Origin of the sequence: Fulvivirga sediminis (genome assembly GCF_016757215.1) — a bacterium.
In the GTDB taxonomy this organism is placed as follows: Bacteria; Bacteroidota; Bacteroidia; order Cytophagales; family Cyclobacteriaceae; genus Fulvivirga; species Fulvivirga sediminis.
Genome location: NZ_JAESIY010000007.1, coordinates 172149 through 192092 on the forward strand (window position 1 = coordinate 172149; position 19944 = coordinate 192092).

The 19944-nt window shown below is 39.1% G+C and carries 16 protein-coding genes, 1 tRNA gene and 1 pseudogene; 16 read left to right on the top strand and 2 right to left on the bottom strand.

Annotated features, from left to right (window positions below; all coding sequences use genetic code 11):
• Positions 1 to 4 precede the first annotated feature (4 nt).
• From JL102_RS13865 to JL102_RS13930, 14 genes are all read left to right on the top strand, one after another.
• A complete protein-coding gene (locus JL102_RS13865) occupies positions 5 to 3028 on the top strand; it encodes a SusC/RagA family TonB-linked outer membrane protein (protein WP_202245015.1) in 3024 nt (1007 codons plus the stop codon).
• Between the two features lie 12 nt (positions 3029 to 3040).
• On the top strand, positions 3041 to 4786 hold the full coding sequence (locus JL102_RS13870; RefSeq protein WP_202245016.1) for a RagB/SusD family nutrient uptake outer membrane protein: 1746 nt from the start codon (positions 3041 to 3043) through the stop codon (positions 4784 to 4786).
• A 30-nt stretch (positions 4787 to 4816) separates the two neighbouring features.
• Positions 4817 to 5845, top strand: coding sequence for a DUF5627 domain-containing protein (locus JL102_RS13875; RefSeq protein ID WP_317191641.1), 1029 nt, complete (start codon positions 4817 to 4819; stop codon positions 5843 to 5845).
• A 22-nt stretch (positions 5846 to 5867) separates the two neighbouring features.
• Entirely contained in the window at positions 5868 to 8015 is a 2148-nt protein-coding gene (locus JL102_RS13880; RefSeq protein WP_202245017.1) for an endo-1,4-beta-xylanase, read from the top strand.
• Positions 8016 to 8453: 438 nt separating this feature from the next.
• Positions 8454 to 8768, top strand: coding sequence for a tyrosine-type recombinase/integrase (locus JL102_RS13885; protein WP_202245018.1), 315 nt, complete (start codon positions 8454 to 8456; stop codon positions 8766 to 8768).
• 68 nt (positions 8769 to 8836) lie between these two features.
• The gene (locus JL102_RS13890) at positions 8837 to 9445 is read left to right on the top strand and encodes a DUF4253 domain-containing protein (RefSeq protein WP_202245019.1); all 609 of its coding nucleotides are present in this window, start codon (positions 8837 to 8839) and stop codon (positions 9443 to 9445) included.
• A 739-nt stretch (positions 9446 to 10184) separates the two neighbouring features.
• Entirely contained in the window at positions 10185 to 12485 is a 2301-nt protein-coding gene (locus tag JL102_RS13895) for an amidohydrolase family protein (RefSeq protein ID WP_202245020.1), read from the top strand.
• Positions 12486 to 12776: 291 nt separating this feature from the next.
• Positions 12777 to 13031 (top strand): hypothetical protein, encoded by a 255-nt coding sequence (locus tag JL102_RS13900; protein WP_202245021.1) that lies wholly within the window; start codon positions 12777 to 12779, stop codon positions 13029 to 13031.
• A gap of 138 nt (positions 13032 to 13169) precedes the next feature.
• Positions 13170 to 13928: an SDR family NAD(P)-dependent oxidoreductase gene (locus JL102_RS13905; RefSeq protein ID WP_202245022.1), complete on the top strand. Its 759-nt coding sequence runs from the start codon at positions 13170 to 13172 to the stop codon at positions 13926 to 13928.
• A 13-nt stretch (positions 13929 to 13941) separates the two neighbouring features.
• Positions 13942 to 14142, top strand: coding sequence for a tautomerase family protein (locus JL102_RS13910; RefSeq protein WP_202245023.1), 201 nt, complete (start codon positions 13942 to 13944; stop codon positions 14140 to 14142).
• Between the two features lie 43 nt (positions 14143 to 14185).
• On the top strand, positions 14186 to 15106 hold the full coding sequence (locus tag JL102_RS13915; protein ID WP_202245024.1) for a helix-turn-helix domain-containing protein: 921 nt from the start codon (positions 14186 to 14188) through the stop codon (positions 15104 to 15106).
• Positions 15107 to 15614: 508 nt separating this feature from the next.
• The gene (locus JL102_RS23605) at positions 15615 to 16346 is read left to right on the top strand and encodes an ATP-grasp domain-containing protein (protein WP_202245025.1); all 732 of its coding nucleotides are present in this window, start codon (positions 15615 to 15617) and stop codon (positions 16344 to 16346) included.
• Positions 16331 to 16537 (top strand): ATP-grasp domain-containing protein, encoded by a 207-nt coding sequence (locus JL102_RS23835; protein ID WP_202245026.1) that lies wholly within the window; start codon positions 16331 to 16333, stop codon positions 16535 to 16537. Before JL102_RS23605 ends, JL102_RS23835 begins: the two co-directional genes overlap by 16 nt.
• Positions 16538 to 16804: 267 nt before the next feature.
• Positions 16805 to 17158 carry a hypothetical protein gene (locus tag JL102_RS13930; RefSeq protein WP_202245027.1) on the top strand — a complete coding sequence of 118 codons (354 nt, stop codon included), beginning with the start codon at positions 16805 to 16807 and terminating at the stop codon, positions 17156 to 17158.
• Between the two features lies 1 nt (position 17159).
• On the opposite strand, the pseudogene JL102_RS24120 reads toward JL102_RS13930, so the two are convergent.
• Both JL102_RS24120 and JL102_RS13940 read right to left on the bottom strand, forming a co-directional pair.
• Positions 17160 to 17360: pseudogene (locus JL102_RS24120) on the bottom strand (phage integrase SAM-like domain-containing protein); the annotation flags it as partial.
• Between the two features lie 338 nt (positions 17361 to 17698).
• Positions 17699 to 17772, bottom strand: a tRNA-Asp gene (locus JL102_RS13940).
• A gap of 301 nt (positions 17773 to 18073) precedes the next feature.
• On the opposite strand from JL102_RS13940, the gene JL102_RS13945 reads away from it, so the two are divergent.
• Positions 18074 to 19021, top strand: coding sequence for an acetyl-CoA carboxylase carboxyltransferase subunit alpha (locus JL102_RS13945; protein ID WP_202245028.1), 948 nt, complete (start codon positions 18074 to 18076; stop codon positions 19019 to 19021).
• A gap of 78 nt (positions 19022 to 19099) precedes the next feature.
• Positions 19100 to 19942 carry an MBL fold metallo-hydrolase gene (locus JL102_RS13950; protein ID WP_202245029.1) on the top strand — a complete coding sequence of 281 codons (843 nt, stop codon included), beginning with the start codon at positions 19100 to 19102 and terminating at the stop codon, positions 19940 to 19942.
• Positions 19943 to 19944: the final 2 nt, after the last annotated feature.

Below are 19944 nucleotides of genomic sequence, written 5' to 3' on the forward strand. Positions count from 1 at the left end.
AACAATGACAAAAATAAATATAAAGATAGGTATCGCTGTGCTGCTCATGATTTTCCCCATGATACTTTTGGCCCAGAATACTGAAAAATTCACTGTAAAAGGCAGGGTAGAAGGTGCTGATGGTGAAGCTGTTCCGGGTGCCGTTATAGCTAGTGCCACTGATAGTACGCAAACGCTCACTGATAGTCAGGGCTCATTTAGCTTACCGGCTTCCACTGGTAGTGAGATCACCATTAAGGCCTTTGGTTTTAAAACCCAGACCATCATCGCTTCGGCTAGCATGCAGGAAATCACCATGGAATTAGATCTTAATGCAAAACCCGTTCAAATCGCCTATAGAAATGTTGATGACGATGAACTGTCTGGAGGTGTATCTGTAGTAGACCTCTCTTCCATTATGCAGGAAAATTACATGACCGCCCCCTTAGATGGTATTGAAGCTTTCGCTGGTGGATACACCAGTGACAATATTTGGGGTATGGATGATAACCTTATTCTTATAGACGGTGTGCCAAGAGACATTGGCAGCATCATGCCTACAGAAATAGACCAAATTACCATTTTAAAAGGTGTTGCTGCAGTAGCTTTATATGGTAGTCGTGGTGCCAAGGGGGTGGTTTCTATTACCACCAAGCATGGCAAGGTTCAGAAACAGCAGGTAAGAGTAAGAGCTAATACCGGGATTTACACTCCTAAAAGCTACCCTAAATATTTGGGCTCAGCCGAATACATGACACTATACAACGAAGCCAGAGTTAACGATGGACTGGAACCACTTTATAGCGAAGAAGATATCTACCATCATGCCTCTGGCGAAAACCCATACCGCTATCCTGATGTCGATTATTTTGCTCCTGAATATGTAAAGAAAAGCTATAACCGACATGATGCTACGTTGGAGATTTCTGGAGGTAATGACCTAGCCCGTTATTACACGAATGTAGGCTTCTGGACCGCCGGTTCATTACTTAATTTCGGAGAAGCCACTGATAATCAAACGCAAAGGTTTAATCTAAGGGCTAATGTAGACATCAACCTTAGTGACTACATTACCTGCGGTATAGGTGCATCGGCTATTTACTATAACGGCAGATCGGCTAATGCTGATTACTGGAGCAGCGCAGCCACTATGAGGCCCAATCGTTTTGCCCCACTCATCCCCATCAGCATGATAGAAACTACTGATGAGATCACTTTGCAACAGGTGGCCAATAGCAACCATGTTATAGATGGCAAGTATTTACTCGGCGGATCTCAATTAGATCAAACCAATGCCTTTGCTGGCACCTACGCTGCAGGGTACAATAAGTATAACAGCAGACAGTTTCAGTTTAACACTTATGTCAAAACTGATCTACGCAATCTCTTAGAAGGTCTTAGCTTCGACACCAACTTTGGAGTAGACTACCAAACCTCTTATAATCAGTCATATAACTATAACTATGCAGTATATGAACCGGTTTGGAATGATTATGCTGGCTATGATCAAATCTCCAGATTGATTAAACATGGAGATGACTCAAAATCAGGTGTGCAAAACATTAGTGATAGCTGGTATAGCCAAACCATAGCCTTCTCCGGTCAGTTTAACTACCTAAAAAGTATTGAAGGCTCGCATAATGTTTCTGCCAATCTTATTGCAGCTGGTTTTCAACAGACGGAATCTGAGCAATATCATAAAACCAGCAATGTAAATCTGGGCCTGCACTTGGGGTACGATTTTAGAAAGAAGTATTTTATTGATTTCAATGGAGCCCTCATCCATTCAGCCAAACTACCAGAAGGTAAAAGAAAGGCTTTCTCTCCTGCAGCTACTTTAGGCTGGCTCATCAGTGAAGAAGACTTTATGGATGACGTTGATTTCATTGATCATTTAAAGCTCTCTGTTTCAGGAGGTATTCTTCATACAGATCTGGATATTGATGGATACTACCTGTACAGTACTTTATATACCCAGGCAGATGGTAACTGGTACAGTTGGAGAGACGGAGCCCTTAATCGTTCTACGGACTCAAGAAGGTATGAAAATCCTGATCTCACTTTTGCCAGAAGAGAGGAGGTTAATTTAGGTCTAGAGATGTCTTTATTTAAAAACCTGATCCAGTTTAACGGAACCTTTTTTGTGAGTGAGATCACAGGCAATGTTATTCAACCTGCGGCTTTCAATCCTAATTACTTCGTCAATAGTTGGCCAAACTCCTCATTCTTGCCCTATGTTAATTATAACGATGACAGAAGAGTGGGCTTTGATTTCAACCTACAGGTAAACCAAAATATAGACCAGGTGTACCTTACATTTGGAGTGGCTGGCATGTATTATAACAGCAAAGCCACCAAACGAGCCGAATTATATGAAGATGATTATCAAAACAGAGAGGGTAAACCTTTAGATGCCATCTTTGGTTTGGAAAGCAACGGTTTTTATACTGATGATCAAGATATAGCTAATTCTCCTGAGTCTATTTTTGGGCAGGTTTCGCCTGGAGATATCAAATACGTAGATCAAAACGGAGATGGCCTCATTGATGCCAAAGATGAAGTTTACCTGGGTAAGGCCGGGTGGTCCGGTTCACCCTTTAACCTGGGCCTTCATATCTCTGCCCGCTGGAAAAACCTTACCCTTTTTGCTTTAGGCACAGGAAGATTCGGCGCCAAAGCCATGAAAAACAACTCCTATTTCTGGGTAGATGGAGATGACAAGTATTCTGAAATAGTACGAGGCCGATGGACAGAAGACACCAAAGACAGCGCTACTTTTCCCAGGCTAACCACCGCCAATAGTGAGAATAATTTTAGGCCTTCTGATTTCTGGCTTTACAGCACCAACCGATTTGACCTCGCCAAGGTGCAGCTGTCATACGCACTACCAACTACCATTTTTGGTAAATCTACGTTCCGAGAATTAACAATTTATGTAAGCGGGGCTAACCTGCTTACCATAGCGCCTGAGCGTGAGATTTTAGAAATGAATATCGGGGAAGCACCGCAGAATCGTTTTTACAATTTAGGTATTAAAGCCTCATTCTAAAAAAACTACGATATGAATAAGCAACTACTAACCTATATATTGATCATGTTCGTTTTTTTTAGCTGTGACGACATGTTTGAACCTGCCATACAAAACAATCGGGACTTAACCGATATGTATGCAGAATCTGAATATGCACAAGGCATATTGCTCAATGGCTATACAAGAATTCCTACCAATTCTTGGTCATTTAATGATGTAGCTACGGATGATGCCGTGAGCAATGATGTTTCCAGTGACTATAGAAGAGTGGCCACGGGCCAATGGGCTGCTAACTTTGATCCTCTTAGCCAATGGGCTAATGCCAAAGCGGGCATTCAGTATATGAATATTTTTCTGGGAGAGGCTGATAAGGTGGCTTGGGCCGAAAATGAAGAGGTGAGTGAAATGTTTAAAAACCGCCTCAAGGGAGAAGCCTACGGACTAAGAGCCATGTTTATGTATTACTTGCTGCAGTCACACGCCGGTTGGGCCACCAATGGTGAATTATTGGGCGTCCCCATCATCTTGGAAGCGGAGACACCTTACTCTGATTTCAACAAGAACAGAAACAGTTTTGAAGCTTGTATGCAGCAGATCTACAGCGATCTGAACAAAGCAGAAGAATTACTGCCTTTAGATTATGAAGAGGTAAAAGATATCGCAGACATTCCCTCTCAATATGGCAATTTGGATAATTATAACCGTGTTTTCGGAGAGTATGCACGCCTACGTATGACAGGACGTATAGCCAAAGCCATTAGGGCGCAGGCTGCCTTGCTGGCAGCAAGCCCTGCCTATAGCGCTGGCAACAGCACTACCTGGAGAGAAGCGGCTAACTATGCCGGTGAAGTGCTCGCTTTGAACAACGGAGTGGGAGGAATAGCCCCTAACGGCCATACATGGTATACTAATACCGACCAAATTAATGACCTTGCTTCAGGAGTTAATCCTCCGGAAATACTATGGCGGAGCGACGTAGCAGAGAATAACGATTTAGAACAAGAGCATTTTCCTCCTACACTCTATGGCAATGGCAGGCTAAACCCCACTCAAAATCTGGTAAATGCTTTTCCTATGGCTAACGGATATCCTATTAACAATGCTTCCAGTGGGTATAATGCCTCTGATCCTTACGCTGGCAGAGATCCCAGATTAACACAATATGTTTTGGTGAACGGTAGCACTGCCGGACCTGGGAGTACTACCATTACCACTGCTGCAGATGGAAATACTAATGACGCTCTTAACAGGGTGGAGACCTCTACCAGAACTGGCTATTATTTGCGCAAACTGCTTCGGCAAGATGTAAACCTTAACCCTACCACTACCAATACGCAAAAACATTACAAAGCCAGAATAAGATATACAGAGATTTACCTGGCTTATGCAGAGGCCGCCAATGAGGCTTGGGGGCCTATGGGTGCGGGTGACTATGGCTTCTCTGCCTATGATGTAATTGCCGCCATTAGACAAAGGGCCGGCATCAGTGACCCCGATAATTACCTGGAATCCATCAAAGGAGATCAGGGCGCCATGCGAGAACTTATCCGTAATGAAAGACGACTGGAGCTTTGCTTCGAGGGCTTTAGATTCTGGGATTTAAGACGCTGGAACCTCAACCTCTCTGAAACCGCTGACGGGGTGAGAATAGAGCAGGGAAATCATAAATTGATTGAAGTGGAAGACCGTGTATATCAGGACTATATGCACTATGGACCAGTGCCCTATAGTGAAATTCTAAAATTTGATGCTCTAAAGCAAAACAGTGGATGGTAATTGATGATGTTATCTGATTTAAATACAGAAATGATGAAAAATAACTTAATAAAAATATTCCTTCTCGTGCTCTTGGCCGGTGCGTCTTCTTGTGATAATGATGAATGGGAATTTCCTGATTATGATTATCAAAGCATATACTTTGCCTACCAATACCCGGTGAGAACCATCACCTTGGGCGAAGATATTTTCGACACCTCTCTGGATAATGAACATAAGTGTAAGATCATGGCTACTACGGGTGGGGTTTATGACAATAACAGTGAGGTAACTATAGATATAGAAGTAGATAATTCTCTGTGCAACAACCTTTTATTTGTGGAAGATGGTGATGAAGTGATCCCCATGCCAGCCGCTTACTATGAGCTAGCTGCTGATCATATCATTATACCTAAAGGCCAACTTACAGGTGGGGTGGAGGTGCAGCTTACTGATGCATTTTTCGCTGATCCTAAGGCGCTTACCAATAATTATGTGATACCGATAGTAATGACCAACGTGCTGCAGGCAGACACTATTTTGTCTGGGGTATCAATAGTAGAAAAACCAGAGCGAACAGTGGCTACTGATTGGAGCGTGCAGCCTAAAGATTATATTTTATATGCGGTAAAATATGTTAACCCTTGGCATGGATTCTACCTAAGAAGGGGCAAGGATATAATAGCTAGAGATAATGAAGAAACAGAGACGGTAATAAGACATAAAGAATATGTGGAGTATGATGAAGTAAAGAAGCTCACCACCACCACTCTTAACCAGACGCGATTACCACTAACTTTCAAAAACAATCTGGGCGAGAATGTAAATATTGATTTGCTCTTATCTTTTGATGAAGAGGGCAACTGCAACGTAAGTACTAATTCCTCTACCTTTTCAGCTTCAGGCAAGGGTAAGTTTGTAAAAGATGGCGAGAAAAACAGTTGGGGTGAGAAAGATAGAGATGCGCTTTACCTGAATTATGAAATAGACTTCAATGATATGCAGGTGACAAGTACTGACACCTTAGTACTCAGAGATAGAGGGGTGACTTTTGAAACATATACACCTGTAATTCAATAATTTAACCACACAACAGATCGCAATGAAGTTGAAATATAAAAATATCATATATGTCTCACTTTTATCTGCTTGCGTAGCCTGTGCAGATAGTGATCCACTGGAGTTTGAGGTAGATAAACCTGCAAGCATAGCCCAGCAAGAAGAGATCGATGCCTATGAACCTTTAAAAGACTATGTAAACAAAGAAGGCAATGCCAGTTTTAAGCTGGGCGCAGGCATAACCTTAGCAGAATATAATGATCAGGGAGTAATATACCGCTTAGTGAATAATAATTTTGATGAAATTACTATTGGCTATGGTATGAAGCATGGAGCGATAGTGCAAGATGATGGCCGCATGGATATGACGAATGTAAAAAAACTGGTAGAATTATCCTCAGCCAATAACCTTTCTATATATGGACATACCCTTTGTTGGCATGCTAACCAAAACGCAGGATATTTAAATACCCTTATCTCGCCACTGATAGTTACAGCGCCATCTTTTCCAAATGCTTTAGATATTTCCGGACTGTATAGCGGCAGCTTTGATGGCTGGCAAATTACCAACTCAGGGCAAGGAGTGGAGGTTTTAGAAGGCATGGGTATGGGATCAGACACAAAAGCCATTAGCCTACAGGCCAATGCAAGTGCTTCAGCGGCTGAAGACTTGCAGCTCGTTTCACCGGAAATTGTGGTGGAGGAAGGACACACCTATGAAGTAATCATGTATATAAAATCCGATAAAGAGGGAGAGGGACGCATCTCATTTGACGGGTTGTCCAACAATAAACCACAAATAGACTGGAAAGAAAATGGCGTAATCAGTGAGTCCTTTACCACAAATATCTCCTGGCAACGAATAAAGTTTAAAGTGAATGATTTCAACGGAAGCACCTTCCATGTTAAGTTTGATTTGGGCTACCAACCTGATGTTACCTATTATATTGATATCAATAATTTATATGTATATGATACCCAAGGAGAGGCAGAAATATCTAATTTAATTGCCAACGGCGACTTTGAAGCCGGAAATGCTTGGGGCGGTTGGGGCAGCAATTTGAAGGAAACCGGTTTTACCGCCACAGGACAAGGTGTAGGTGGAGCAGGTCGGGCATTTTACGTAACCACCTCTGCATTATCCTCTAATTATTGGGATGTTCAAACCTCTTATCCATTTGATGAAAACTTAACCAACGGGCAGAGCTACAAATTGAGCTTTTGGGTAAAAGGAGAAGTATCAGGTACTGTTAGGCCTGAAATACAAAGTTCTGACTACAGCTCCAACAGCTTTGGACAAGTGCAAGTATCTACAGAATGGAAGAAGGTGGAGCTGGAAACTATCGCTACTTCAGACACAAGAGAGCGACTTATAATTAGCTATGGTGAGTTTGATGGAACAGTCTATTTTGATGACTTCGTTTTAAAGCCAGCCACATCTAACGGTGGTAACACTACCACTGTAGAAAAAACACCAGAAGAGAAAAAAGAAATTCTTAGCCAGCAGCTCAACAACTGGATAGAAGGTATCATGACAGCCTCTAAAAGTAATACCCACGCTTGGGATGTGGTAAATGAGCCTATGGATGATGGTAATCCGTATGAACTAAAATCAGGAATAGGGAAGGAGCTACCCGCTGATCATTTCTATTGGCAAGATTATCTGGGTAAAGATTATGCAGTAGAAGCTTTTACTCTAGCTCGTAAATATGGTAATGACAGCGACCTTCTTTTTATTAATGATTACAACTTAGAGTATAACCTTGACAAGTGTAAGGGGTTAATTGAATATGTGAAATATATTGAAAAACAGGGAGTTAAAGTAGATGGCATTGGTACCCAAATGCATATAAGCCTAGATACAGATAAAACTAATATTGCTGAAATGTTTAAACTACTGGCCGGTACTGGTAAAATGATTAAAGTCTCTGAGCTAGACATAAGGCTGGGCACTCCAAACCCCTCGTGGGAGCTACTACAACAGCAGGCAGATATGTATAATTATGTGGTAGACATGTATAATCAACATATACAAGCAAACCAGCGCTATGGCATTACAGTTTGGGGCATTACAGATAGCGCAGAAGACGCCTCATGGCTTCCTGGTGAAAGCCAAAGCTTGTGGACACAACAGTTAGTGCGCAAGCCCGCATATGTAGGAGTAGCCAACGGCTTGAAAGAAATAAAATAAATAAACGAAATGAAAGTACAGGCTGTGTCAAAATATAAAAATCATGGTTGATACAGCCTATACCTTATTTAAGGTACTTACATAATACTGGTATCGATATAATGAACTGGTCATGAGAAAATGTTCATTCTTTAACCTATGTAAAAACACCTACTACATATAGTCCTGCCATTGTATTAAAATGTATTTATTTTTCCCGTTTTCATCTTTTTTCATAAAACCATATTCATAACAGAAAAAGTAGAGATTTTTATTTTGCGCTCTCCAATAATAATGTGTGCAAATCTTGGGATTAAAGCTTTCAGCAAGTAGCGCGCTTTCTCTTATGATTGATTTTCCAGCCCTATTATAAGATTTTAACAGTTTTCTGTTCAGCTTCAGTTGCTTATCAATTTTTCTGTAGAATGGTGATTCTTCTGATTGTGATATTTTGTACTGATGAGCACTTTTACAGTAAGGAATTATTTCAGGCCATTTAAGCCAGAAAAATATATTTTTGAAGTAGCTCCGGGGATGAAGTATAGCGCTTCAAGCGTTAGGAGTATTGTGCACAGAGCAGCGGTATGGGCTAAGCTTAACAAAAAAGTCACACCTCATATACTCAGACATAGTTTTGCCACCCACCTGCTAGAGGAAGGGGTGGATTTACGATATATTCAAACGTTATTAGGTCATTCTTCTTCTCGTACCACCGAGATTTATACTCACGTAGCCTTGAAAAGCATAAAAAATATTAAAAATTTGCTAGATTAGGGAAAAGATATATTGCGAATATATGCAATTGCATATATTACTATGTTGGGCATAATACTTTTAAAAGCATGGAATATACCTCTACAGAAACTGACCTACTAAAAAATTTAGATTTATTAGAGAGTAACATAGAACAACTAATAAGCAAGTACAAATTCAGTGAAATCTCTAAGACACAGAAGATTATAAAACAAGATCTATTTCCTAACCTAAATATTGAAGGAATAGAATTTCAAGTTCATCCATTTAAATCTAATAATGCTTTGGAGGAACTTAAATCAATACTTACACCTAAAGGCTATCAAGTCTATTTTTCATCTTTCAAGGGGAATCAAGCCCCAAACACAATTGCCATTTTAAGGACCTCTGATCAATACGATATCATAAGATATTACTCTTCTGACGGCGCTAACTATGGTCTTTTCCCTGATGACCTTATTGCCAAATTTCAAGAATGGGATAAAATGTATGGACTTTTCGTAGCGGGAGCAGGCAGTGATTGGTGCATGATAAGGCTAGAGCAAACTCCGACTGAATTAGGAGGTTTTGTGGACGAACTAATCGCGTTTTGCCCTGATTTACAACCTGAAGAAGACGAGGAAAAAGCTAAAAGAAATAAATGGCGTTTGGAATCAGGAATCCAATATCATAGAATAGTTTACTTCTGGTGGGACTAAAAAAACATGTACAATCAGATGGCCGTGAGCCATAAGCTCACGGCGCGCCTCACACCACCGTACGTACCGGTCTGGTATACGGCGGTTCATTGAATCTCTGGTTGAAGCTTTAGGTAATAATCCAGCATGCTTTTATAACCTTTCTTAGTCGTGATATGGTGATAGTAGTTCTCAGGATGGGGCTTTGAGCTACTGCCCTGCCACCCATTCTGTACCCGGACAGGCTGGCCCGTCACTAAAAATGTCCACAGGACATTTTATTTACACTCCGTCCTCTCGGTAAGGTGAATATCCTTGTGTCTATCCCTGCTGCATTTACTACTTCGGTACTATCCCTATAAAGAGTGCTGGACTTCGGCAGATGTGGTTACCTCATCCGGCCTCATAGCCTCTGTATGTAGTTCATATTCTTCAGTACAAACACCGAAGTCTGGCTTACTTCAGTTTCATCGTCACCGATGACAACCTTGCCACTTGCTTGGCTCCCGGGCACGACCCCGGCGCTTACGGGACTCTAACCCTTTGGAACACTCATTTTCTTGAGCTATATTCACCATTCAAGGCGTACCACATATGCTGTGAATGAATGGGGTGTTATCGGTCAGGATATTTTGTGGGGATTGGAAAGTCCGCCTCAAATTTTAAATTTAAATCAAGGCGTGGCTATGTGCGAAACAAGAGGTTAGTGCTTTCTAATACCCACTCATCATAGCTAGGCGTTACCTGCTATTTTAACAAAATGAACATCAGAATACATAAAATCATAATCCTCATATTTTTTATTTTGCTACAAAGTTGTGGGCAGGAACAAACAAAATATTTTAAGGATTCAAGAATAAACTTATCGTACTACACCAAAAACTATGTTGCCCTCGACACGTCAAAAATAGCACTATTCAATGCTAATGTATATGACGGAACAGGCAACCTAGTCAGAGAATCACAAACTATCCTAATTCAAAATGGAACAATTTTAGAAATTGAAAATACTGATAAAGTTCAAATACCAGATGATTTTTATAAAATAAATGTAGCTGGAAAAACTATTATTCCAGGAATCATCGGGATGCACAATCATATGAGAATCCCGGGTTCGGCAATGCTCGCCACATCGCCAAAATTATATTTGGCATCTGGAGTAACTACCATTCAAACTTGTGGTACTGGAAATCCATATGAAGAATTGGCAATTGCCAAATCCATTGCCAATGGAGAACAACCTGGTCCAGAAATCATTAATTCAGGGCCTTATTTCACAGGACCTGATGGAAAATCGAATTTCATAAGATTTACTGATGAAAAGATGGTAAGGGATACCATTCGATATTGGGCAGATAAAGGAGTAAAATGGTTGAAAGTGTATCGAAATACTAGACCGTCAGACTTACAAGTCATTGTTGACGAAGCACATAAAAACAACCTAAAGGTAACTGGGCATCTTTGTGCGACAACCTATTCCGAGGCAACCGAAATGGGAATTGATGCCATAGAACACGGCTTTATTCACAATTACGACCACGCAATAGAACGAGAAATTGGTATTTGCTCTGGTAATACCAATTTTAGGACAAACCTTGCCGTAGAAAGCGAAGAGGTTAAGAGGGTTCAACAAAAATTCATAAAAAATGGAGTGGCTCTTGGTTCAACGCTTGCCATTTTTGAAGCTCAAGCAAATGTGGAAGCGGATGTAAGGGATTTGGATGTGATGGCACCATATCATCGGAAAGCGTACGATCAACGAAAAATACGTAAGAAAGAACAAGGTGAAGATTGGTATTTCAAAAAAGAATGGTTAAGAAAATCAATGGCATACGAACTTCAATTTTTCAGACAAGGCGGACTTTTAGTAGCCGGACTTGACCCCGGTCTTCACAATATGCCCGGCTTTGGCGACCAAAAGAATTATGAATTGTTCATAGAAGCTGGATTTAAACCCGAAGAAGCTATACAGGTAATGACATCCAATGGGGCAAAACTTTTGGAACGAACGGACATTGGTACAGTTGAGAAAGGTAAAATAGCAAATCTTGTTATCCTTGATGGAAATTTGGAAAACGACCCGAAAGTTATCCGAGCAATAGAAATGGTACTCAAAAATGGAATAGGTTATGACCCAAACAAACTGGTTAATTCGATAATTGGAAATGTGGGGTCGCAAACCGACAATTTAATGACCTATTTTGGTCAAAAAGCACCATTAAATGAACCCGAATTGTTTGCCCCAAATATCATATCAAGACCTGACAGATATGAATTTGGTTGTACGCTTTCCAAAGATGGTACAGAGTTCTACTTTGGCGTAGATAACAGTGGGATTATGGAAATCCATTTTACCAATTTAATTGATGGTGTTTGGTCACCTCAAATGAGGCTTTTTGAATCCGACTCTATCAGCTACAATGACCCAATGTTTTCACCCGACCAAAAAAGATTATACTTTATATCAAATCGGTCGCTTGATGGAAAGAAGAAGAAAGAAGACATAGACATTTGGTACATAGAAAGAGAAAGTATAAAAGCAGAATGGTCTAGCCCTAAAAATTTAGGACTACGCATAAACAGTGGACTTGATGAGTACTATGTTTCTTTTGCGGATAATGGCACGCTATATTTTGCATCAAAAGACAAATCAAAAAACGCACCTCATCATGCCTTTGACATCTACCGTTCTGAATATAAAAAAGGACAATTTCTAAAACCTGAAATACTGCCTGAAACTATAAATACTGACAGATACGAAGCCGATGTGTTTATTGCACCCGATGAATCCTATATGATATTCTGCTCTATTCGTAAAAATGGACTTGGCAAGGGTGATTTGTACATCAGCTTTAAAGATAAAGAAGAAAATTGGTCGGAGGCTGTAAATATGGGGGCATCAATTAACACAGAGGAACACGAATTATGCCCTTTTGTATCTGCAGACGGAAAATATCTTTTTTATACGAGCAACCAAGATATATACTGGGTAAACACAGACATATTAGAGAATTATAAAGGAAAAACAGCAGGTAATCGTGTAGACGGCGGTGAGCCATAAGCTCACGGTGCGCCTCCAATGTCGTTTAGTTAAGTATTTTAATGTTTATTAATTAGATAATGATTATATTACTAGTATATAAATAAAAATAGCAACAGAATGAAAAATCATCCCACTGGTCGTAGGTTAAGGGAAGCGGTCCTACGAACTATTATTTGCAAGAGCATTTGCTCGGAATAAGATAAGTGGACTGCTGAGGCTACAATTCACTGGCAGTATTTCATGAATACAAGTTCGTGCTTAAAGAAAGGAATTTGAGCGGGCGCTCAAGCAATATATGGATTGCAGCGGATGCTACGACCAGTTGGGGATTTCTTTCACCGGATCAATTTCAGAAAAGGCAGAGTCTCAGCAGTGAGTGCTGCGGCAAGGAAGCTGGCTGTGATCATTTGGAATATGGTTGTAAAGGGGACACCCTATGAAAACCCAGAAGGCTATTTGTATCTGCATCAGAAAAGAAAATGGGGTTTAGTAAAGCGGATTAGAAAACAAATTGATAAATTCCAGTTGACTAATGAAGAATTGGGAATAGTAAATGTATCATAATTAATATAATGTGTAGGCGTTAGGCATAAGATAAAACCTCGTTTCGGCTAAAACAACAATAGATTTGGATAAACCTGCTAGCGATTGACTACTGACATTTGCATTGTTAATAATTTTTAAATTTAGAAACAATAAAAAATGTCAAACAAAATCGCATTAGTAACAGGTGGTAGCAGAGGACTCGGCAGAGATATGGCTATCAACCTTGCAAAAAAAGGATTGGATGTAGTAATTACGTATCATTCCAATGAAGAAGCTGCCAATGAAGTGATTTTAGAAATTGAAGCCAATGGACAAAAAGCCATTGCTTTAGAGTTGGACGTAGCTCTTGTATCAACTTTTGATGCTTTCGTCAACTCACTAACAAGTTCATTAAACTCAACTTTTGGAACAGACAAAATAGACTACCTTATCAATAATGGCGGTTTCATTTATTACATTCCTTATTCAGATGCAAGTGTAGAACAATTTGATGATTTACTAAATGTTCACTTCAAAGGACCATTTTTCCTTACTCAAAAATTACTTGGAAAAATCAACGAAAATGGAGGCATTGTTAATGTTTCTTCAGGATTGGCTCGTTTCTCAACACCAGGGTTTTCAACTTACGCAGCTATGAAAGGTGCGATGGAAACATTGACCAAATATCAAGCACAAGAGTTGGGTAAAAGAGGCATTCGTTCAAATATTATTGCCCCAGGTGCAATTGAAACCGATATTATGGGTGGTGCAGTAAGAGATAACAAAGAAATGAATGCAGAGCTTGCTTCACATACTGCTCTTGGACGTGTTGGACTTCCTCACGATATTGGAGGTGTAGTAGCCTTCCTTTGTACCGATGATGCAAAGTGGGTAAACGGACAACGTATTGAAATTTCTGGTGGAGCAAATCTTTAAAATAAAAAAAACTATGCCTTCTATAAAAATTACAACTGCTTCATTAAATGAAGAAGCAAAAAATGAATTGATTAACAACATTGTAAAAAGTGTTCAATTAGCTACACAAGTTCCGAAAGAGTTTATACACATTATTATTGATATTGTTGGAGACGACAACTATACTGTTGGTGGGCAAACGGTAACGGAAATCAAAAAGAAACTTATCAAATAACTTAAAAACACTATTTCAGATATTTACTTTAGTTGAAAGAACAATGGCAAATCAAATCAAGAAAGTAAATACCATTTCAGAATATCACAAGTTAAGGTGCTTGGAGAAACCCAAGCACCCACTTATTAGCTTAGTGGATTATTCTCAAATAACAGATTCACCCGAAGACAACAATGTCAATTGGTTACATAATTTCTATTCCATAGCAATGAAAAAAGACTTGGATGTCAAAATGATGTATGGCCAACAGGAGTACGATTTTGATGAAGGATTAATGTCCTTTCTTGCACCAAATCAAGTTCTGAATATTGTTGTTGAAAACGAAATGACCAACAGCAACCGTAGTGGATGGCTTTTGTTTATACACAAAGATTTTATTTTGAACACTTCATTATCAAAAATGATCAAAGACTATGAGTTTTTCAATTATGCGATTAGTGAGGCCTTGTTCTTATCGGAAAAAGAAGAACAAATCATTGATTCAATTTTTCAAAATATCAATAATGAGATAAATGCCAATATTGACGGATATAGCCAAAAAATAATTATTTCTCACATAGAAACCTTACTCAACTATGCTGAACGATTTTACAATCGGCAGTTTATTACACGAAAGAGAAGCAATCATCAGATTTTGGGGCAATTAGAAGAATCGCTCAATGATTACTTCAAAAGTGATGATTTAATAAACAAAGGCTTGCCAACTGTTAAATATTTAGCTGGAGCTTTGAATGTTTCACCTAACTATTTAAGTGGACTTCTTAAATCAATTACAGGATTGAACACTAGACAGCACATACACCAAAAACTCATTGAAACAGCGAAAGAAAAACTTTCTACCACAAAACTAACCGTAAGTGAAATCGCATATGAATTAGGTTTTGAACACGTACAGTCATTCAATAAATTGTTTAAGACAAAGACGAATCTATCACCTTTAGAATTTAGGGCGAGCTTTAATTAGAACTTAATCGGACAGAGATAAATGACGGAACAAAAAAATCCTGTGCCTAATAACTAAATCTTCGTGTGGCCCATCGAGCCCAACATGAAGACAGTGTTGAAAGAACCGTGGCACTATCTATGGGGATTAGTCATTATTGAGATATGATATTGAAGCCCTACTTATTGAGATTAAGGGCTGTAGCTTTGGATCAGAGGCTGGCTTGAAGCATATAAAGCCTCTAGAGAAATACCGATGAGTTAAAATTTCGTTTTTTAAAGTCCGTTTTATTGGATTTTAGGTATAGGATTTCCTCAGCTCTGTGTAAAATTTATGGCTTGTTGGATTTGGATCAATAGCAGCGGATGAAGACCCTCTCGAAAGCTGAATAAAGAATGTCATCAGTAAGCCGTGCGATGGGAAACTTCATGTACGGTTTAATGAAGGGGGTAGAAGGTTATATTTCACTATATTTATAGAAAATTAGAGCTATAGAACTCTACTAGAGTATTAAAATAGAACTTAAGTTGTGCGAATAATATATTGCGACAGTGTCATTGATGATAAAATTATTGAACCTGACTACCATGAAGAAAAAGATGCGGCTATAAATGCAGGATTTGGTTTTTCGCTATTCAGTTTTGAGCAACTCATTGACGGCAATATTGTAAAATCATTACGTAACGTTCCACCAGCTGATGAGGTAGAATCAGCCATTTACCGGGGCTGGATGATGACACCTAGTGAATATCAAAGCTTTTATGACGAGCTTTTGAATAAGAATATCAAGTTAATTAACTCACCTGAAGAGTACAAGCACTGTCACTATTTACCTGAATCATATTCAATAATTGAGTCCTTGACTCCAAAGTCTTATTGGTTTAATAAACTGGATGATCAGGCAATAGTAAAATTAAAGGAGCAGTTCGGCAATCAACCTATAATAGTTAAGGACTTCGTCAAATCAGAAAAGCATCATTGGCAGGAAGCTTGTTTTATACCGGATGCGTCAAATAAGGACTGTGTTCAAGCCGTAGTTGAAAGGTTTTTGGATTTGCGGGGCGATGCCTTGAACGAGGGATTGGTTTTTCGCAAGTTTGAAGAACTTGAGTTTCTGACAACTCATTCACAAAGCGGGATGCCTCTTACAAAAGAATTTAGAATGTATTTTGCCAATGGAAAGCTGGTGCAAACCTTTGACTACTGGACGAGGGCGATTATGGCGACTTGGTTCCAGACCTTAAGGTGCTTAATGAAATAGCTCTGAGCATTAAAAGCAATTTCTTTACCATGGATGTAGCAAAAAAAACTAATGGGGATTGGATAATAATGGAGTTAGGTGATGGACAAGTGGCTGGTCTACCTGACAATGCTGATAAGGAAGAATTCTATCATAATTTGAAGCAAAACACACTACAGTCGAGTAGGGTAAAGGGGAATCTCACCCCTTAGCCTCTCACAGAACCGTACGTGAACCTCTCGATTCATACGGCTCTTATCATACAATTGGGCGTCATTACCTTTGGACAGATAGGCATCCAACAAAACAACCTTACAATTTAAACAACTTTTAATCGGCTGATAACCAACCGATAGTGGCAATGAGAATTTATGAAGTACCTTTCCTTCTTTTATTTACTTGTACTAGTATCTTGCACAAAAAGCCCATCACCACTTCATGAGAATGAAAAAAATCTGGTTGGAAGCTGGATAAAACCTATGAATAATAGACAAATGCACGGCATGTATATGGAATTTCATGAAGATCGAACAGGTGTCTATGGACCAGTAATTAACTTTAATAACAAAGTAGGAATGGCTCCTTATATGTCATTACTGATGACAGACTGGAGAATACAAAATGACACGTTATCAATACAGATAGAGCTCCAACCTGACATGGTTGCCTATGGTCCTGATAGAAAGGAAATCAAACAATATGATAAAACCAGTTTTGCTCGCTACATTATTTTGGAGGTATCTGATACAGTAATTGTCCTAGAGCACCTAAAGGGAGAATTTAACGTGAAGGACCGTCTGAGAAAGTCTGAAAAAGTGGAACTCTTGGAGTAAATTAATAAACTTTGCCTAGTAAAAGAACTTCTCTCTTAGGCCATTTAAAATGGCATTTAAAAGAGGAGAGGGGGTTGCTCTTAATCCAGTCTCTAGGTACAGCATCATTGAGCACTTTCTTAAGCATTCTAATATATTTCATGGCTGCGTTTGAGCTCAGTTTATCGTTATTGCGCAGGTATTGTTCAAAATTGACAGCAAATTGATAATTGAGTTAACAGCCAAATTAAGTTGAACGTGTAATCAAAATTTATTTGCCAAATAAGAATTGAGAATGCTTGAGGTCTTTTCATCGCGTTTAAAATGTTGTAGTGAACAATCAAATATGTCCATTTAGACCGCAAATTTTAACAGCTATAATTAATTGATATACAGTTAATTATAGCTAATTCGGTTAACAAAAATAAATGAAAAAACTGTTAACCGAATTGTTAACCGAACCAGATGAAAAGGAATGTGTTTCGATGGTAGCTTAAAAAGCAAAAAGCCGCTTAAATCATACAATTTAAGCGGCTTTAGCTTTATTAGACTCTCGTCTTGCGGTCTGGACGGGACTCGAACCCGCGACCTCCTGCGTGACAGGCAGGCATTCTAACCAGCTGAACTACCAGACCATTTTAATTTTTGTTTTCAGAAAAAAAGAGTTAACTTTCTCTTTTGCTCTGTCCCTTTCGTTTAAGGTGTTGCAAATGTATAGTTACCTATCATTATATGCAACACTTGCCATGATTTTTTTTCAATAAAAAATAAAAACAATATTTAATCATCTGAATATCAAATGATTAAAAGGTGAAATAAATTTGAGGCAGAGAAACACGACCAAAAGGCTTTTATATAAGTATATTCCAAAAAGCACCGGGATTGTCTTGTATTTGAGCTTTTCCGTTATATTTTTGTGCCTTAATTAAAATAATTATGCTGTTAGATTTCGAAAAACCTATCGCAGAACTTGAGGCTAAATTGGAGGGTATGAAAAAAATTGCTCTTGAGAGCGATGTTGACGTAAGTGATGCCGTAAAGTCTCTGGAAACGAAAATAAAGAGTCTTAAAAAAGAGACATTCAGTAATTTAACTCGCTGGCAAAGAGTACAGCTGTCGCGTCATCCTGATCGGCCCTATACTCTTGATTATATCTACGAAATAGCCGATGACTTTGTGGAATTACATGGTGATAGAACCGTAAAAGATGACAAGGCTATAGTAGGAGGCTTTGGTTCCGTAAACAAGCAGACCTTTATGTTTATTGGCCAGCAAAAAGGCCGCAACACCAAGCAAAGACAATTAAGAAACTTCGGAATGGCTAACCCTGAAGGCTATAGAAAAGCCCTAAGATTAATGAAATTAGCCGAAAAGTTCAACAAGCCTATAGTTACCTTCATAGATACTCCTGGAGCATTTCCTGGCTTAGAAGCTGAGGAAAGAGGACAAGGAGAAGCTATTGCCAGAAACCTTAAAGAAATGTTTATGCTTAAGGTGCCTGTAATTTGCATCGTAATAGGCGAGGGGGCTTCTGGTGGAGCTCTAGGTATTGGCATTGGAGATAGAGTGTTAATGCTGGAAAATACCTGGTATTCTGTAATATCACCTGAAAACTGCTCTACTATACTTTGGAGAAGTTGGGATTATAAAGAAACAGCTGCTGAAGCTATGCGTGTAAGCTCATATGATATGCTTGACCTGAAATTAATAGACGGCATTATCAATGAGCCCTTAGGTGGAGCTCATATAGACATGCGATCCATGGCTAAAGAAGTGAAAAAAGTAATCTTACAACACAACAAAGAACTATCTGAATTATCCGTTGAAGATAGAATTTCGAAACGAATAGATAAGTTCTGCAGTATGGGCGTAGTAAGCGAATAAAGTATTAAAAATTCGATAAATTTAAAGCCACAGGTCTCTAAGATCTGTGGCTTTTGTTTTTTATAAATTTTTAATACTATGAAACTTCATATAATAAATACCGGTTTTTTTAAGCTCGATGGTGGCGCCATGTTTGGTGTAGTGCCTAAAACCTTATGGCAAAGAACTAATCCTGCTGATGAAAACAATCTTTGTAACTGGGCGATGAGATGCTTACTCATTGAAGATGGGGATAGACTTATACTCATTGATAATGGAATTGGAGACAAGCAAGATGCTAAGTTCTTCAGCCATTATTATTTAAATGGCGACGCCAGTCTTGACTCCTCCTTAAAAGCTGCAGGCTTTAATCATAGCGATATCACAGATATGTTTTTAACTCACTTACATTTTGATCACTGCGGTGGCGGTGTGAAGTATAACAGTGGAGGTAAACCGGAATTAGTATTTCCTAACGCCAAATACTGGACTAACAAAGACCACTGGGAGTGGGCCACCAAGCCAAATGCAAGAGAAAAGGCTTCCTTCCTCAAAGAAAATCTTATGCCTATGGAAGAGAGCGGCCATCTTGACTTCGTAGATCTCAACAACACCTCTCAGTTCCCGCAGTTTGAAGTACTTACAGCTGACGGACATACCGACAAGCAAATGATACCAAAAATCAATTACAAAGGTAAAACCATAGTTTTTGCAGCTGACTTATTGCCATCTATAGGGCATATTCCTCTGCCTTACGTTATGGGCTATGACACCAGACCATTGTTAACTTTAACTGAAAAAGAAGCCTTTTTAAATGAGGCTGCTGATAAGGAATATATTATTTTTATGGAGCACGACCCTATTAATGAATGTTGCACTGTGAAACATACCGAAAAGGGAGTGAGATTAGATAAAACATTTTCTTTAAACGAGATTCTATAATA

What these genes read in the sequence shown, in the direction of transcription:
- JL102_RS13865 (WP_202245015.1), top strand. Translation starts at nt 5, where the DNA reads ATGACAAAAATAAATATAAAGATAGGTATCGCTGTGCTGCTCATGATT.
- JL102_RS13870 (WP_202245016.1), top strand. Translation starts at nt 3,041, where the DNA reads ATGAATAAGCAACTACTAACCTATATATTGATCATGTTCGTTTTTTTT.
- JL102_RS13875 (WP_317191641.1), top strand. Translation starts at nt 4,817, where the DNA reads ATGATGAAAAATAACTTAATAAAAATATTCCTTCTCGTGCTCTTGGCC.
- JL102_RS13880 (WP_202245017.1), top strand. Translation starts at nt 5,868, where the DNA reads ATGAAGTTGAAATATAAAAATATCATATATGTCTCACTTTTATCTGCT.
- JL102_RS13885 (WP_202245018.1), top strand. Translation starts at nt 8,454, where the DNA reads ATGAGCACTTTTACAGTAAGGAATTATTTCAGGCCATTTAAGCCAGAA.
- JL102_RS13890 (WP_202245019.1), top strand. Translation starts at nt 8,837, where the DNA reads ATGGAATATACCTCTACAGAAACTGACCTACTAAAAAATTTAGATTTA.
- JL102_RS13895 (WP_202245020.1), top strand. Translation starts at nt 10,185, where the DNA reads ATGAACATCAGAATACATAAAATCATAATCCTCATATTTTTTATTTTG.
- JL102_RS13900 (WP_202245021.1), top strand. Translation starts at nt 12,777, where the DNA reads ATGCTACGACCAGTTGGGGATTTCTTTCACCGGATCAATTTCAGAAAA.
- JL102_RS13905 (WP_202245022.1), top strand. Translation starts at nt 13,170, where the DNA reads ATGTCAAACAAAATCGCATTAGTAACAGGTGGTAGCAGAGGACTCGGC.
- JL102_RS13910 (WP_202245023.1), top strand. Translation starts at nt 13,942, where the DNA reads ATGCCTTCTATAAAAATTACAACTGCTTCATTAAATGAAGAAGCAAAA.
- JL102_RS13915 (WP_202245024.1), top strand. Translation starts at nt 14,186, where the DNA reads ATGGCAAATCAAATCAAGAAAGTAAATACCATTTCAGAATATCACAAG.
- JL102_RS13930 (WP_202245027.1), top strand. Translation starts at nt 16,805, where the DNA reads ATGAATAATAGACAAATGCACGGCATGTATATGGAATTTCATGAAGAT.
- JL102_RS13945 (WP_202245028.1), top strand. Translation starts at nt 18,074, where the DNA reads ATGCTGTTAGATTTCGAAAAACCTATCGCAGAACTTGAGGCTAAATTG.
- JL102_RS13950 (WP_202245029.1), top strand. Translation starts at nt 19,100, where the DNA reads ATGAAACTTCATATAATAAATACCGGTTTTTTTAAGCTCGATGGTGGC.